Raw genomic sequence first — 15,087 nt, 5'->3', positions numbered from 1 at the left:
CTCTCAGCGCGCCGCCACGAGCTGGCGCAGCAGCGCGCGGAGCTTCGGCAGGTCGAACGGCTTCTCGAGCTGAGGGTTCCGCACCTCTTCGAGGAACGCGCGCATCCGCGGCGTGAACGCGCCGCCCGTCACGAAGACGAGGCGCGCGGCCACGTCGGGCGCTCGCTCGCGGAGCGCCTCGTGCACGTCCACGCCCGTCACGTCGGGCATCATCAGGTCGCAGAGGATCGCGTCGAACGACGGATCCTTCTCGAGGAGCGCGAGCGCGTCGCGGCCGCTCGTCGACACCACGACGTCGTGCTCGTCGGCGAGGAACATCTTGAGGGCGTTCGCGAGCGGCGCCTCGTCGTCGATCACGAGCACGCGGCCGCGGCGCGGCTTGGTCTCGGGGGGCTTCGGCTTCATGGGCGTCTTTCCGGCGATGTTCGGCTCGTCCGCGCGGAGGGCGCGGCCGCCGTCGAGAGGTTTTCCGGCGGGGTCGCCGGGTGGGAGCGCGACGCGGAAGATCGTCTCGCCCGGCCGCGAGGAGAACTCGATCGTGCCGCCGAGGCGCGTGACGATCCCCTGGCAGATCCAGAGCCCGAGGCCCGTGCCGACGCCCGCTGGTTTCGTCGTGAAGAACGGGTCGAAGATCTTCGCCTTGACGTCGTCGGGGATGCCGGGGCCGGAGTCCATCACCTCCACGACCACGCGGCCGTCGTCGACCGCGTAGGTGCGCAGCCGGATCTGGTTCGCGGCCGCGTTCCCCTCGGGCAGCGCCTGCGCCGCGTTGACGAGCAGGTTCACGAAGACCTGACCGAGCCGCGCCTCGTTGGCGTCGACGAGCGGCACGTCGTCGTACTGCTTCACGAGGCGCGCGCGGTGGCGGATCTCGCCGAAGACCATGTTGAGCGACGTGTCGAGCACGCGGCGCACGTCGGTCGGGGCGCTCTCGCCGTCGTCCGCGCGCGAGAACGTGCGGAGGTCACGCACGATGCTGCGCATGCGCTCGGCCGCCTCGCGCGCGCTGTCGATCGCCGCTTCGAGCTCCAGGGCGCGTCGCATGGCCTCGCCGCCCGAGGCGCCCGCCGCGCGCTCGAGGGCCTCGATGTGTCGCGCGAGCGCGGGCAGCGCCTCGCCGGTCGCCACCGCGAGCTGCGTGAGCACGTAGGCGAGCGGGCTGTTGATCTCGTGCGCCACGCCCGCCGCGAGCGTGCCGACGGCGGCCATCCGCTCGGCTTGCACGAGGCGCGCTTGCATCTGCTTGCGCTCGGTCAGATCTCGCGCGATGCCGAGGATCGCCGGCGCGCCGTCGTAGTCGACGAGCAGGCTCACGCTCTCGGCGTGCACCGCCGAACCGTCGCGCCGGAGCAGCCGGTACTCCTGCGGGGACACCGGCGCGCCGCGCTCGAGCTCGGCTGCGCGTTGCTCCTGCGCGGCGCGATCGTCGGGGTGGACCGAGTCGCGCACGAGGCGACCGATCAGCTCGCCCGCCCGCTCGTAGCCGAGGTACGCGACGAGCGCCGGGTTCGCGTAGATCCATCGGCCTTGCCGTGACACGCCCACGGCGTCGGGCGCGCGCTCGATCAGCGCGCGGAACCGCGCCTCCGAGCGCTTCAGCGCCTCCTCGGCGGCCTGCTTCTCGGTCACGTCCTCGACGAGGGCTGCCACGCCGATCACCACGCCTTGCGCGTCGACGAGCGCCGCGGCGGACCACTCGCAGCAGATGATCGTCCCGTCCTTGCGACGGTTCTCGTTGCGGCTCCGCTCGACGCCCGTCTGCTGGAGCAGCCCGCCCCAGAGCTCGCGCACGAAGGGCCACGCGCACTCGGGCACGATGAAGCCCGGCTCTTGTTTGCCGAGGGCCTCCTCCTCGGTGTAGCCGAAGATCCGCGTCGCCGACGGGTTCCACTCGAGCACCTCGAAGTGCGTGTTCCACACGATCACGCCGAGCGGGCTTCGCTTGACGTAGAGCGCGTGGCGCTGCTCGCTCTCGCGCAGCGTGGCGAGCGCGCGGTTCCGCTCGGTGAGATCCTCGACCACGGCCATGCCGCCGATGACGGCGCCGCGCGCGTCCCGGAGCGGCGACAGGCGCATCGAGACCCACACGACGGCGTCGCTCGTCGTGGCCTGGTAACGGCCCTCGTACGAGGCGGGCTCGCCCGCGAGCGCGCGCTCGATCGCCGGCACCACGGAGCGGTCGCGTAACTCGCGCAGATCGAGCGCGCGTAACCTCTCGTTTGTCGTCTGCAGGATCTCGACGAAGCGCGCGTTCCAGGTGGTGAGCCGGAAGCCGCGGTCGTACAGGAACACCCCCACCGGTGCCTGTTCGAAGAGCGCGCGGTAACGCTCCTCGGATTCCCGCAGCGCCTCGCTGGTATCGCTCATCCTCGCCCCGGCCGCGCCGATGTCACGGCTCCGAGCCTTCGTGCTCGCATCGTGGTCGGGCAGCATGCCAAAGGACGGGGCTCTTTGGACGGAAAAAGGCGTCGACCCCTGCGTTGTGTGTCAGGGGGCGACGCCTTTTACCGCGTCGGGTCGAGCCGGCGAGCGCCGGAACGTCCGGTCAGGACGCCTGTTCGGCCTTCGGCGACTTCTCGGCCTTGGCCTTCTTCCGCGCCTCCGCGTCCAGCAGGCCAATACGCGCCTTCTGGCCGCGCTTGATCCGCTTCTTCTTCAGCGGCGTGGAGAGCCACTCGTGCCGCAACCGGATGTTCCACTTCGGGGTGTTCGCCATGTCTGTCCTCGGGGAGCGCGGGACGGTAGCGAATCATCCCGCAGAGTCAAGTCCTTCTTGCCGAACGAGCCCGTTCAATCCGGGATCTTCACGAGCTCCACCTCGAGGCGGATGGGCGGATCCCCCTCGCGCGCCTCGACGAGCCTGTCCCACGGGAAATATCCCGACTTCTCCACGGTGATCCGGTGCTTGCCCGGCGGCAGCGCGACGCCGCGCTTCGCCACGAAGGCGAGCGCCCCGATCTGCATGTCGTCGATCGTGACGAACGCGTCCGGGGCGTTGCCCTTCATCCGCAACGAGACCGTGGCCGGCGCGCTCGGCGCGCACGCCGCGGCGAGCAGGCATAACCCGGCGAGGGCCACAAAGCTCTTCTTCATCACTCCCACTCGATCGTGGCCGGAGGCTTCGACGACACATCGTACACGACGCGGTTCACGCCGCGGACCTCGTTGATGATCCGCGCGCTCGCCCGCGCGAGCACCTCGTGCGGGATGCGCGACCAGTCGGCCGTCATGCCGTCCTTCGAGTCCACCGCCCGCAGCGCGATCACCTCGTCGTACGTGCGCTCGTCGCCCATCACGCCGACGGTGCGCACCGGCAAGAGCACGCAGAAGCTCTGCCAGATCTTGTCGTAGAGCCCCGCCTCGCGGATCTCCTCCTCGAAGATCGCGTCGGCCTCGCGCAGCACGTTCAGCCGCTCCTCCGTGAGCGGGCCGAGGCAACGCACGGCGAGCCCCGGGCCGGGGAAGGGGTGTCGCCAGAGCAGGTGGTGCGGGATGCCCATCGTCGCGCCGACCGCGCGCACCTCGTCCTTGAAGAGCTCACGCAACGGCTCGACGAGGCCGAGCTTCATCCGCTCCGGCAGGCCGCCGACGTTGTGGTGGCTCTTGATCACCGCGCTCGGCCCCTTCGCCGAGACGCTCTCGATCACGTCCGGATACAGCGTGCCTTGCACGAGGAAGCGGCAGTCCTCGATCTTCTTCGCCTCCTCCTCGAAGACCTCGATGAAGACGCGGCCGATCGTCTTGCGCTTCTGCTCGGGATCCGTGACCCCGGAGAGCGCGTCGAGGAAACGCTTCTGCGCCTGCACGTGCACGAGCCTGAGGTGGTAGTGGTCGCCGAACATCTTCACCACCTGCTCGGCCTCGCCTTTTCGCAAGAGGCCGTTGTCGACGAAGATGCAGACGAGCCGGTCGCCGAGGGCGCGGTGGCAGAGGATCGCGGCGACCGAGGAGTCGACGCCGCCCGAGAGGCCACAGACGGCGCTCGCGTCGGGGCCGACCTTCTTGCGGATCGCCTCGACGGACGCCTCGACGAACGAGGCCGGGGTCCAGGTGGGCTCGAGGCCGCAGACGTCGAACAAGAAGGCCTCGAGCAGCTCCTTGCCGCGGCGCGTGTGCGCGACCTCGGGGTGGAACTGCAGGCCGTAGATGTGCCGCTCGTCGTCGGCGATCGCGGCGAACGGCGTCGTGTCGGTGGTGCCGAGCGTGGAGAAGCCGGGCGGCAGCCCCGTGACCTTGTCGCCGTGGCTCATCCACACGTCGAGCACGTCGCCGTCCTTGAAGCGGCCGAAGACGCCGGCCGCGCGCGTGGCGCGTACCAGCGCGGGCCCGTATTCGCCCTCGGCGCCACGCTCGACCTTGCCGCCGAGCAGGTGCGAGAGGAGCTGCATGCCGTAACAGATGCCGAGGATCGGGACGCCGATGGAGAAGAGCTCGGCCGAGATGTGCGGCGCGCCCTCGCCGTACACGCTCGACGGCCCGCCCGAGAGGATCACGCCACGCGGCGCGATCTCGCGGATGCGCTCGATCGGCAGGTCGTAGCGGTAGACCTCGCAATACACGGAGGCCTCGCGGATGCGGCGGGCGATGAGCTGCGTGTACTGCGAACCGAAATCCAGGATCAGGACGAGGTCCCGTCGGCCAGTGAGCATGGTCGCCGCGCTAGCACTTTTCGCGAGGAGGGGCGAGCCTCGCCCGCGCCTCGATGGCTAGATGGGAATGGGCGTCGGGACGAACGAGGTCATCCCGGGCGGAGCGGGGACGTCGGGGTGTTTCTCCAGGAGGGCCGCGAGGGCCTTGGCGAGCCGCTCGGCCTCGGCCGGATCACCCCTGCGCGCCGAGTAAAAGATCGCGTATTTGCCGGCGACGGCCGGCGGCGTGGGCCCGTCGTCCGCGGCGAGCGCGATCGAGAGCCGGACGACGGACCGATCTTTCTCGCAAACGAGCGTGAGCACGCCGTCCCGCACCGCGAGGATCTCGCGGACCGTGAATCCGTCGAGGCTGCTGCCGGGCGCGAGCGGCGCGACGAGGGCGAGCTCGGCCGGGCCGGCCGGGCGAGGCGGGGGCGCGGGCCGGGCGGAGAGAGCGGCGGTCGGGGAGGCGTCCGTCGAGGTCTTTTCGCCGCGGTCACAGGCGGGCAGGGCGAGGAGCAAGGCCGGGAGGACGAGCGGGGCGAGGCGGGTCACGGGGGGCGAGGGTATCATTGATCTCGGGAATCGCCCCGACTGGTAAAAACGGGGGAGAGCCGTTAGCGTGCCTTTCCCATGGGAAAGCTCACGGACAAGGTGGCGATCATCACGGGTGCTTCGGGGGGTATCGGCGGGGCGACGGCGGCGCTATTTTCCCGCGAGGGGGCCAAGCTCGTGCTGGTGGGCCGCGACGAGGCGCGGCTCCGGCAGGCCGCGGAGGGGTGTGATCCGGCGCGGACGCGCACGGTGCTCGCGGATGTGAGGAAGGCCGAGGACACGGCGCGTTTCGTGGACGCGGCCGTCGAGGCGTTCGGCGGGGTGGACGTGCTCTTCTCGAATGCGGGGCACGAGGGCACGATCGCGCCGATGGCGGAGCTCGACGTCGCGGTGCTCGACGATATGCACGCCATTCACGTGCGAGGGACGTTCCTGGCGATCCAGAAGGTCATCCCGAGCATGAAGGCGCGGGGCGGCGGGAGCATCGTGGTGACGTCGTCGCTCTCGGCGCTGGTGTCGTTTCCGGGGATCGCCGCGTATGCCGCGAGCAAGGCCGCGCTGCTCGCGCTGGCGCGGACGGCGATGATCGAGCTCGCGCCCTTGAACATCCGGGTCAATGCGCTGGTGCCGGGCGGCGTCGACAACCGCTTGATGCACGCGGTGAGCGAGCAGATGGCCCCGGGCCAGGCGGCCGCGCTGCATGCTCACTACGCGCAGATGATCCCGGCCCGGCGCATCGGCACGAACGAGGAAATGGCGAAGCTCGCGCTTTTCCTGGCGTCGGACGACTCGAGTTATTGCTACGGGGTGAACCTGGTCGCGGACGGCGGGATGTCGTGTGTGTGAGGGGGCGCGTCGGCTTGGAGGCGTGGAGCCTCGGCCCTGTGCACAGGTGTTGACCGGGGCTCCGTGCTGCATTAGCGTCGCCGCCGTTTGGCGGAGCACCACATGCAGCAAGCAGCGACGTTTCTGAAGGGGCGCCTCGCGCGACGGCAGAAGAGCCAAGACGCGTTCGTACAGTTCCTCACGGCGCTCCGTGACCTCCTCACCCGGCCTTGGATCCGGCACGCGGGTCGGGCGGTCGCGCTCCATGAATACCTCGCGAGTCGCGAGGCCGAGGGCGCGACCGACGGGGACGAGGCGCCGGTCGTCGACCAGCTCGTGCGAGATCTGCTCGGCGCGCTCGGGTACACGCAGGCCGACTATGCGTACAACCGCCCGCTCGGGACGACCAAGCGCCGGAACGTCCCTGATTTCAGCGTGTATGCGCGAGACTTCGTGGACGCGCCCGTCTTCGTCATCGAGGACAAGTCGACGAGCGTGCGTGACCTCCATGCAAGAACGGGGGGGGCGCCCGGCGACGAGTCACCCTTCGATCAGCTTCGGCGTTACGTGCGTTCGGGGGCCGTGCATGGGCGAACGGGAATGCTCTGCAATGGCTGGGTCCTGGAGGCGTGGCAGCTCGGGGCGGATGGGGACTCCCGGCTCCTTCATCTCGATTTGCGGGGCCTGTCCTTGCATTACGCGAAGAGCTCCGACCCGCACCCGCCCGAGCCCTGGAAGGGCGCGCTTTATGCCTTGTGGTCGCGCTTCTCCCGGGCCGCCTTCTCGGACGCGGACGTCGATTCGCGCGAGATGCTCCGGATGCCCCCGATGTCTCCGGCCTGGGTCGCGAAGCTCAATGAACGGTTGGCCGCGACGTGCGATCCGGCCGTGCTGCAAGACGACATCGACGCCTATCTCGAAGAGGCATGGCGTGCCGTGGCGATCGACGTGGCTGGGGCTGCCGACACCCTCGTCGACGTGATCCGCGTGCTCATCGACGACTTCGCGGAGGACGTGCGCCACCAGCTCGACGACGCGCTCGCGCGGCATGCGACGTACGTCGAAGCGTCGCGGAAGGAGTTCGCGGAGGCGAAGGTCGAGGCGCTCTGGGCGGGGATCGCCCTGAAGCGATCGAAGTTCGACATCGCAGAGGACGCCTTCGCGCGTGAAGTCCTGGAGCCGCTCTCGCTGTGGCGGGGCGCGTCTCGGTGGGGGGAGGTGCGTAAGCTAGCGGCGCAATGCCGCAAGAAGCTCTCGGCGTGCGTGCGGCCTCCCGAGGCGGGGAAGGGCTCGCAGCGGCAGATGTTCGACGAAGGCGAGCGCGCGGTCGGCGGCGTGTCGAAAGGGGCGATCGAGGCGCACCGCAAGACGGTCCTCGAGGACTTCGAGCAGGGCATTCATGCCTTCTGCAACGAGGTCATCGCCGTCGAGCGCCAGCGCGCCGACCTTGAAGAGCAGCACCGCGGGAGCATCCAGGCCGCGAACGCCTTCGGCGCCTGGCGGGAGCGTGTCTCCTCCAGCGTCATGGTGGGTGCCACGGAAGACCTCTTGCGGGCCGAGTTCTCCCGCCAGACAGCTTACGTGTACATCATCCGGCTCCTTCTCGTCCGCATCTGCGAGGACAAGGGCCTCTTCAAGCGCAAGCTCTCGGACGGCGCGCTCCTCTCCTGGCACAAGGAGTCCGCGCGGTACCTCGATTATGCCTCCGGCCGCTCGTACGATTACCTCACGCGTATGGCCTACGAGTGCGCGCAGAACGTGTACACACACTTCTACGGTGCGTCGCGCGTCTTCGATTGGTACCGGATGGATGACAAGATCCTCCTGCGGGCGCTCTGCATGCTCAACGCGTTCAACCTGGAGCGCATCGACACCGACATCATCGGCACCGTGTACGGCCGGTACCTCGTCGAGGGGAAACACGAGCAGGGCAGGTATTACACGCGGCGCTCGCTCGTGAACCTGATGCTCGACATGGTGGGCTACGAGGGGGGGAAGATCATCGGTCGTCGCATCGCCGATCTCGCCTGCGGCTCTGGCAGCTTCCTCGTCGAGGCGGCGCGACGGCTCCTCGGGCGCTACCGCGGGACGGACGGGAAGATCCCCACGGCGCACGTGGAGACGGCGCTGCGCGAGGTGCAGACGTCCATCCTGGGCATCGACGTCAATCCCTTCGCTTGTTACCTCGCCGAAACCAACCTCCTGATTCAGGTCCTCGACCTCATCCGCCAGGCGCAGGAGGAGGGGCTCTCGTTCGTCGTCGAGCGGTTCTCGATTTACTCGGCGGACGCGCTGCTCGTGAACGAGGATCTGGCGCTCGTCCCCGGCGCCGCGTTCGCGCTCGCCGATCGCGAGGAGGCCGCGGTGGAGCTCGCCAAGGCGCGGAGCGGGCCTTTTGCCCAGGGCTTCGATTTTCTGGTCGGCAACCCGCCCTACGTGCGCGCGGACGAGGAGGCGCCGATGTACCTCGCTTATCGCGCGAAGGTGCAGGAGCAGGCCTGGTTCTCGACGCGGCACCTGAAATGGGACCTCTACGTGCCTTTCGTCGAGCAATACCACCGGCTGCTCGCCGATGGCGACGACGCGCGGGCCTGCCTCGTCACGATCGAGTCGCTCGCCACGGCGCCTTATGCCTCGAAGCTCCGCGAGCTGCTCGCGCGCGAGGCGACCGTGCACGAGGTGCTCTTCGCCGAGGACCTGAAGCTCTTCGATGACGCCGCATGGCAGAACAACATCGTCTTCTCCTTCTCGCGAGGCACCCCCGAAGAGGGACACGAGGTGGCCCGCTCGACGGCGCACGCGGTGCGTAGCGGTGGCGAGATCCGCGAGATCCAGAAGGAGCCGCTCGATCGTCTGGTCCAGGCCGACGCGGATCCCGACCGTCTCTTCAACAAGCGCGCGGAGGCTCGGCTCGATCTCACGGATACCGTGCGGTGGGACGAGATTTGTTACGTGACCAAGGGCATGGTCCTTCATTCGTCCGAGAGGCTGTCCGATGGCCAGGTGATCCAGGTCCCCGCCACGTACGACCCGGCGTGCTTTCGTGAGGAGGTGGTGGAGGATCTCGGGGCGAGGGGAAAGCGCATCCGCCACCGAGCTTTCGGCCGCGACGAGCTGGTGTCCGATGTGCAAGATGTCGTCCATGCACGACGATATGTCGGCTCGCGCGAGGTGCTCCGCGGGGGTATCGGGAAGACGCGCTGGCTCGAGTACGGCGAACATACGCGTTGCCCTTCACGCGTGAGTCGACCGACGTTCCCGGAGCTCTACAACCGCACGAAGATCATGTTCGGCACGTTCACGGGCGTCGCGGTGGACGAGGGCATGGCGGACGAATATCTCGTCGTTTCCGATTCTGTACGGACAGCGGTTCGATGGTCCGAGCTAGAAGGCGTGACCAACCGGGCCCTCACCGATGCCCGCAAGGAGTTGAAAGAGGCCGGACGTTACGCCCCCGACCTCTCGCGCGACTTCTCCGCGTGGTACTTGTGCGCGCTCGCCCTCAGCGAGCCCATTCAAGCCTGGCTCAGCGCGAACAAGCGCTCCATGAAGGAGCACGTCTACCCCGAGGACATCAAGGCCATCCCCGTCAAGCACATCCCCCCCGCGGAGCAGGCGCCTTTCGTGGAGCTCGCGCGGGAACGGCATCGGCTCTGGGACGAGCTCGTGGCCCTCGAGGCGGAGGGGTATCGGCTCGGATCACGTATCGAGATCCCGGTCCATTCCTTGCTCGAACGATATCGGCGCGAGCACCCGCGGACCCGGCACCTCACGCTCCTCCGCGCCATGGCCGCGGGCCTCTTCCGGATCGACGAGGCATTCCAGCGCGAGGACCTCGTCCGCGTGAAGGCCGACGGGGACAAGCTGCGTATCGGCCGCGCCGTCGTCGGGGAGATCGGAGAGGGCGTGAAGGAAAAGGCGGCGGTGGCGGAGGTGCTCGCGCGTGTCCTCGCCTCGCTGCCGGGCCCTCTCCAGGATCGGCAAGACATCGACGCCATCCCGGCCACGGAAAAGGGCCTCCTCGACCTCGCCGCCTGGCTCGAAGCCCGCGAGAGCGATGTACGGGCGCGGCAGGATCGGATCGGCGCCATCAACGCCGAGATCGATCGGCTCGCGCGCGCCCTCTATCAGCCCGGGGGCTGAGCGCGGTGGCGCTCGCCTGGCCCCGCTTTCCTCATTTTTCTTGATCCGGCCCTTACGTTTCTTCTAGGCTCCGCCGCCATGATTGCCCCGCCCGACGCGACGGCCGAGACGATGCTGGCCGCCCTCTCCACCACGATCGGCGCGCTCGACGCCGCCGTCGAGCTCGACGTCGACCGCAGCGCGGAGGACCGTGAGTTCTTCGCGATCGAGCGGGACAACCTGAAGCCGCTCTTCGCGCTCCTCTTCGAGGCCGATCGCGAGGCGACCTCACATCTGCTCCTCGTCGTGCAGGCCCGGCAGGCGCGGGTTCAGCTCGGCGACGCCATTCTCGACCGGGGCGTCAGCCGGGCCAAGGCGCGCATGAAGGTCGAGCTCAAGGGATCGGCGATGGAGGACGGCGCCGATCATGTCTTCGGGTCCGACGTCAGTGACATCACGCAGGCCGAGCGGGCGAAGGAGCCGGGCCTGGTGCTCAAGGCCGTCGGCAAGTTCGGGCAGGTCCCGAACTTCCCGGGCAAGGCCGAGATGGAGGTCGACCTGACGGGGCGCGCGACGCGGCAGCAGCAGAACTTCACGGACCGGGACACGGCCGGCGTCGACGCGGCGACACGCGCGAGCGCGGTCAAGGTCGCGATCGCCGCTGGCTCGGACGCGCTCTACAAGCTGGAGAAGCGGCTGCTCGATCGGTTCCCCCGCCAGACGTCGTACGTGCGGGCCTTCTTCTACGACGTCGCGCCCAACCGGAAGAAGAGCGAGCCCTCGAAGAACGGCTGAGCTCCAGGATCGTCCAGAGGCCAGCCTACGGACGATCCTGCGCGGCGGAAGTCTGCCATCGGCCAGCCTACGGACGATCCTGCGCGGCAGGGAGCGGCCATCGGCCAGCGTACGGAGGATCCTGCGCGGCGGAAGTCTGCCATCGGCCAGCCTACGGACGATCCTGCGCGGCGGGGAGCGGCCATCGGCCAGCGTACGGACGATCCTGCGCGGCAGGGAGCGGCCATCGGCCAGCGTGCAGACGATCCTGCGGGCACGGCCGCGCGTCTCAGTCGACGGCGCAGGAGATATAAGCGCCCGAGCAACCCGATGGCTCGGCGGTATTGACGATGCAGGTGCTGCAGCTCGCCGATGGGTCCGCTCCCACGCAGAGGCTGCTCGTGCACGCGGACAGGCACGCGCCCCCTGCCAAGCAGCTACAAGCCCAGAGTGCATCGTAGCGAGCCTGTGCATCCATACCAGCAGACGTCGCACAGCTCGGGATCGATGACCCCTGCGTCAGCTCGGCGCAGGACTCGGTGCACCCCGAGGTGACGCACGGATCCGGCGGTGGAGGCGCCGGGATGCTGATGCCGCCGAGGAGCGCGAGCGTCATCCGGAAGGCCATGCCGATCGAAATCGCGTCACACTCGACCGCGGGGTCGTGGACCCCGCTGATCGGCATATCCGAAGCTTGACGGACCATGTTCAGGATGGCCTGCAACGTGGGGGAGAGAGGATCGCAGAACGATTCGTCGAGATACGGCGCCATCTTCGACATTTCATAGCTGTATTCTTCGCGCTCCATGACCCCGCCGAGCATGCAGGTGGCGCTCTGATAGTTCGGGGCAAAATCGATCTCGAGGCGCGCCTGACGGAGGGGAAACACCATCGACGACATATCCGTCCATGGGATCCTGAGATCGAAGCTCCCGCCCGTCACGCTCCGCAACTTCGTGCCCACGATCTCGACTTCCGGATACACGTTCATGGCGGAGACCAGGAACTCGGGGTCGAGAGGCCAGACGTCGGACCCATTGAAGTTCGGCGGAGCGCCGCGCTCGCTCGCCAGGTAGAGCTTCGCCGATGTCCTGCAGCTCTTCCCCGGCGAGAAATGGTCGATCGCGACGAGCACCGTGAACTTCCCATTCATGATGGACGCGTTGATTTGCGTCGATGCGTCCGAGGAGAGGCCGAAAAGAACCGGCAGCACGTTTTTTCCGAACGAGTTGTCGATGCCGTCGTCGCCGTCGGGATATACCCAGGCTGGCGAGCCGCCCGCCGTGGGCTTGCAGAGGTCCGTCGATACCTTCGTGGATTGCCGGCCATCGAGGTCGAACCCATATTGTTTCCACCCGGAGGTCGGGTCCGGCGTCCCGTCGAGCGTCATGTCCCCGAGGTAGAGCTCCCCGGCCGCCATCACCCAGGTCGAGCCCCCGGTACAGTAAGGTAATGCCGGGGCACCACCGCCCGCGCCGCCCGCGCCGCCCGCGCCGCCCGCGCCGCCCGCGCCGCCCGCGCCCCCAGCGCCCCCCACGCCGCCGGTGCCGCCGACGCCCTCGGGCGGTGGGTTCACCTCGAACGTGACACATCCGGCGAGCAGACACGCCGCTACGAAGGCCATGGGCCCCGCATTCCGATTCAGAAAAGCCCGCGCCATACGACTCCTCCCATCTTGGGCCCCGCGATCGGCATGATCATCGACGCGTCCTTCTGCCGCTTGTTCGACACGAGCGCGACGGAGGCCGCGACGACGCAGCCGAACCCGAGCGCCCCGAGACCCACGCCCACGCCGAGGCTGCGGTTCCAGCGATCACCCATGCTCGTCAGGCTCGCGAGGGAATCCTCTCCGAGCTCGCACGTGCGCCCCGGGCAACGCGCTTCCAGCTCACCTTGCGCGTCCGCCCAATCCACGACGAACCCGATACCCACGCCGAGCGCCGCGATCCCCACGCCTCCCACGGCCCAGGCCCACGCCGGCGCGCCCCGCCCCTCGGCTCCGCTGTTCTGCTCGCTGTTCACCGCGGCAGGCACCGGACCCGAGGGTTTCTGGGGATTCACGGGCGGGGGCTCCGCCGGGGGCGAAGGTGTGAACGCACGCGAGAGGTGCACGCCTTTCACCCGCGTTTCTTCGCCGTCCTTCATCATCACGGTGCGCCGCTCCCCCTCGAACCCTGGGGCCGTGAATTCGAGAACATGGCTCCCTGCGTCGAGCGGGAGGCTCACAGTCCCCTCCTTCGGGGTCACGAGGGCGCCATCGATACGAACCTCGAAGCCCGGCGTGGCGACCATGGACGCAGGGAGCACCACGCGCAATCGCGCGAGCCTCGGCCCCAGCGCGGCCGCGCTTCGAAGCGCCTTCCGCTCGCGTTCGCCCTGCTTCGTCGCCGCCGCGAGATCGGCGGCTCGGTTGTATTCGGCCCACGCGCTCGCGAGCCGCCCCCAGCCCTCGTAACAACTCGCGAGCGTCAGCTTGGCGCCGAGGGCCTCCGGCACGAGGCGCGTCACCGTCTCGAGCTTGGGACAGGCGCTCTCGTATCGCCCCCCGTCGAACTCCTCGAGCGCCGTATCGTAGAGCGCCTTCGCTTCACGCACCTTGTCCGAAGGCCTGGGCTGGCCGGCGGCAGGCCCCGCGACGAGGAGGGGGATCAAGAGCGATACGAAGCCGATGATTCGTTCACGCATTCGCGCCTCGACGAGGGCCCCGGGCGGGAGGGCGCTCAAAACAGGGATTCATGCCGGCTCTGCTTCGATGGGCCGCGATTCGGCGCGCTGGTCGCCGGAGGCCGCGGAGCCACGGGGCCCTTCGCGGGGGCCGCGGGGGCGGAGACGGTCGGAGGAAGGCTCGGCGGCGGCGATTCCGGCGAGACGGTCGGCTCGGGCGCGGCCGGCGCCACGGCGGAGGTCGTGGCCGGGGGCAACGGCGCCGGGTCGACGATGACCGGGGCGCTCGCCGTCGCCGCGCCGATGGACGTTGCGGCGGCGGGCGTCTCTTCGATGCTGGAAGAGCCGCGGAGGCCGAACCACGCGAGGCCGAGGAGCAACGCAATCGCCAGGGTCGCCGCCCCGGCCCACACGGGCCACCTCGCGCCTCCGGGTGTGCCTTTCGTCCCCGTCTTTTCCCACGCAGAGGTCGTCGCGTCGCTCGGCGCGCCGTGCACTACGGGAGCCGATATCGCGGGGATTCCGCTCGTGGACACCCCGCCCGGGCTCGACGGCATGACCGGACGCGCGGGCAGCGGCATGGCCCCGCCGAACCCCGCTTCGCCGGCCATGCCCAGGATGCCACGCAGCGCGACGGCGAGCTCCTCGACGCTCGTATATCGGTCCGCCGGCTGCTTGCGCAGGCAACGCCAGATCACCGCATCGACGGCCGGCGGCAGGTCCGGGCGAAGCTGCGTCGGAGGGACCGGCTCCTCCTGCAGGACACGCGTGACCACCTCCATCACGTTCGCCGCGAAGAATGGCGAACGCGCGGTCAGGAGCTCGTACAGGATGCCGCCGATGGCCCAGATGTCGGCCCGTGCATCGGCCGACTTCGCCCGGGCCATCTGCTCGGGCGACATGTACAGGGGCGACCCGAACATCTGCCCGGTCCCCGTCAGATCCACCTCTTCGGGCCCCGTCTGCTTGGAGATGCCGAAATCGAGGACCTTGACACAGGGGCTGCCATTCGCGCGCCGTGTGAGAAAGAGGTTGGCCGGCTTGAGGTCGCGGTGGACGATACCGGCGGCGTGCGCCTCCGCCATGGCGTCGCATACATGCACCATGTACGTGACGGCCTGGTCGACCGGCAAGGGCCCTCCCTCCCGCAGGACCGCCTTGAGATCGCGCCCTTCGAGGTGCTCCATCACCATGTAGGGCACGTCGCCCTCCATCCGGCCGACGTCGTGCACCCGGGCGACGTGCTCGCTGCGGAGCCGCGCGGCGGCGCGAGCCTCGCGCAAGAAGCGCTCGCGCAACACGGGATCCCCGGCCCAGTTCGGGAGGAGGAACTTGATCGCGTAGAGCTCCCCCAGCTCGACGTGTCGAGCGGCGACCACCACGCCCATCCCGCCTCGACCGAGGACACGTTCGACCCTGTACTTGCCGAGCAGGATGTCCCCCGGAGCAACCGGGACGGCCATGTCGAGACTCTCCACCGTGAACGAGGTTCGGTTGACGGAGGCGCGAGCTTCGCGCA

The 15,087-nt window shown here is 69.0% G+C and carries 11 protein-coding genes; 3 read left to right on the top strand and 8 right to left on the bottom strand.

Annotation, left to right across the window (positions count from 1 at the left end):
• Positions 1 to 3 precede the first annotated feature (3 nt).
• From GF068_RS02315 to GF068_RS02295, 5 genes are all read right to left on the bottom strand, one after another.
• Positions 4 to 2,367, bottom strand: coding sequence for a hybrid sensor histidine kinase/response regulator (locus GF068_RS02315; protein ID WP_170319268.1), 2,364 nt, complete (start codon positions 2,365 to 2,367; stop codon positions 4 to 6).
• A 178-nt stretch (positions 2,368 to 2,545) separates the two neighbouring features.
• A complete protein-coding gene (locus tag GF068_RS02310) occupies positions 2,546 to 2,716 on the bottom strand; it encodes a hypothetical protein (RefSeq protein WP_153817642.1) in 171 nt (56 codons plus the stop codon).
• Between the two features lie 74 nt (positions 2,717 to 2,790).
• Positions 2,791 to 3,093 carry a PEGA domain-containing protein gene (locus GF068_RS02305; protein WP_153817641.1) on the bottom strand — a complete coding sequence of 101 codons (303 nt, stop codon included), beginning with the start codon at positions 3,091 to 3,093 and terminating at the stop codon, positions 2,791 to 2,793.
• Positions 3,093 to 4,649, bottom strand: coding sequence for a glutamine-hydrolyzing GMP synthase (guaA, locus tag GF068_RS02300; RefSeq protein ID WP_153817640.1), 1,557 nt, complete (start codon positions 4,647 to 4,649; stop codon positions 3,093 to 3,095). The genes GF068_RS02305 and guaA overlap by 1 nt, the downstream gene beginning before the upstream one ends.
• A gap of 57 nt (positions 4,650 to 4,706) precedes the next feature.
• On the bottom strand, positions 4,707 to 5,183 hold the full coding sequence (locus GF068_RS02295) for a hypothetical protein (protein ID WP_153817639.1): 477 nt from the start codon (positions 5,181 to 5,183) through the stop codon (positions 4,707 to 4,709).
• 78 nt (positions 5,184 to 5,261) lie between these two features.
• On the opposite strand from GF068_RS02295, the gene GF068_RS02290 reads away from it, so the two are divergent.
• From GF068_RS02290 to GF068_RS02280, 3 genes are all read left to right on the top strand, one after another.
• Entirely contained in the window at positions 5,262 to 6,029 is a 768-nt protein-coding gene (locus GF068_RS02290) for an SDR family NAD(P)-dependent oxidoreductase (protein ID WP_153817638.1), read from the top strand.
• 102 nt (positions 6,030 to 6,131) lie between these two features.
• Positions 6,132 to 10,151 (top strand): HsdM family class I SAM-dependent methyltransferase, encoded by a 4,020-nt coding sequence (locus GF068_RS02285; protein ID WP_153817637.1) that lies wholly within the window; start codon positions 6,132 to 6,134, stop codon positions 10,149 to 10,151.
• 78 nt (positions 10,152 to 10,229) lie between these two features.
• On the top strand, positions 10,230 to 10,925 hold the full coding sequence (locus GF068_RS02280) for a hypothetical protein (protein ID WP_153817636.1): 696 nt from the start codon (positions 10,230 to 10,232) through the stop codon (positions 10,923 to 10,925).
• Between the two features lie 268 nt (positions 10,926 to 11,193).
• On the opposite strand, the gene GF068_RS44105 is transcribed toward GF068_RS02280, so the two are convergent.
• From GF068_RS44105 to GF068_RS02265, 3 genes are read right to left on the bottom strand one after another with little or no spacing between them, the layout of a single operon-like run.
• A complete protein-coding gene (locus GF068_RS44105; protein ID WP_206079380.1) occupies positions 11,194 to 12,528 on the bottom strand; it encodes a hypothetical protein in 1,335 nt (444 codons plus the stop codon).
• A gap of 17 nt (positions 12,529 to 12,545) precedes the next feature.
• The gene (locus GF068_RS02270) at positions 12,546 to 13,589 is read right to left on the bottom strand and encodes an outer membrane protein assembly factor BamD (RefSeq protein ID WP_153817635.1); all 1,044 of its coding nucleotides are present in this window, start codon (positions 13,587 to 13,589) and stop codon (positions 12,546 to 12,548) included.
• 35 nt (positions 13,590 to 13,624) lie between these two features.
• Positions 13,625 to 15,031, bottom strand: a complete 1,407-nt coding sequence (locus GF068_RS02265) for a serine/threonine-protein kinase (RefSeq protein WP_170319267.1) — start codon at positions 15,029 to 15,031, stop codon at positions 13,625 to 13,627.
• Positions 15,032 to 15,087 lie beyond the last annotated feature (56 nt).

Origin of the sequence: Polyangium spumosum, from assembly GCF_009649845.1 — a bacterium.
Classification (GTDB): domain Bacteria; phylum Myxococcota_A; class Polyangia; order Polyangiales; family Polyangiaceae; genus Polyangium; species Polyangium spumosum.
This window is presented reverse-complemented; position numbering and strand designations above follow the sequence as displayed.

Bases quoted from the DNA above. Each gene is read 5' to 3' on its own strand.
- GF068_RS02280 (WP_153817636.1), top strand. From the start codon at position 10,230: ATGATTGCCCCGCCCGACGCGACGGCCGAGACGATGCTGGCCGCCCTC.
- GF068_RS02265 (WP_170319267.1), bottom strand. From the start codon at position 15,031: ATGGCCGTCCCGGTTGCTCCGGGGGACATCCTGCTCGGCAAGTACAGG.
- GF068_RS02305 (WP_153817641.1), bottom strand. From the start codon at position 3,093: ATGAAGAAGAGCTTTGTGGCCCTCGCCGGGTTATGCCTGCTCGCCGCG.
- guaA (WP_153817640.1), bottom strand. From the start codon at position 4,649: ATGCTCACTGGCCGACGGGACCTCGTCCTGATCCTGGATTTCGGTTCG.
- GF068_RS44105 (WP_206079380.1), bottom strand. From the start codon at position 12,528: ATGGCCTTCGTAGCGGCGTGTCTGCTCGCCGGATGTGTCACGTTCGAG.
- GF068_RS02310 (WP_153817642.1), bottom strand. From the start codon at position 2,716: ATGGCGAACACCCCGAAGTGGAACATCCGGTTGCGGCACGAGTGGCTC.
- GF068_RS02290 (WP_153817638.1), top strand. From the start codon at position 5,262: ATGGGAAAGCTCACGGACAAGGTGGCGATCATCACGGGTGCTTCGGGG.
- GF068_RS02285 (WP_153817637.1), top strand. From the start codon at position 6,132: ATGCAGCAAGCAGCGACGTTTCTGAAGGGGCGCCTCGCGCGACGGCAG.
- GF068_RS02270 (WP_153817635.1), bottom strand. From the start codon at position 13,589: ATGCGTGAACGAATCATCGGCTTCGTATCGCTCTTGATCCCCCTCCTC.
- GF068_RS02315 (WP_170319268.1), bottom strand. From the start codon at position 2,367: ATGAGCGATACCAGCGAGGCGCTGCGGGAATCCGAGGAGCGTTACCGC.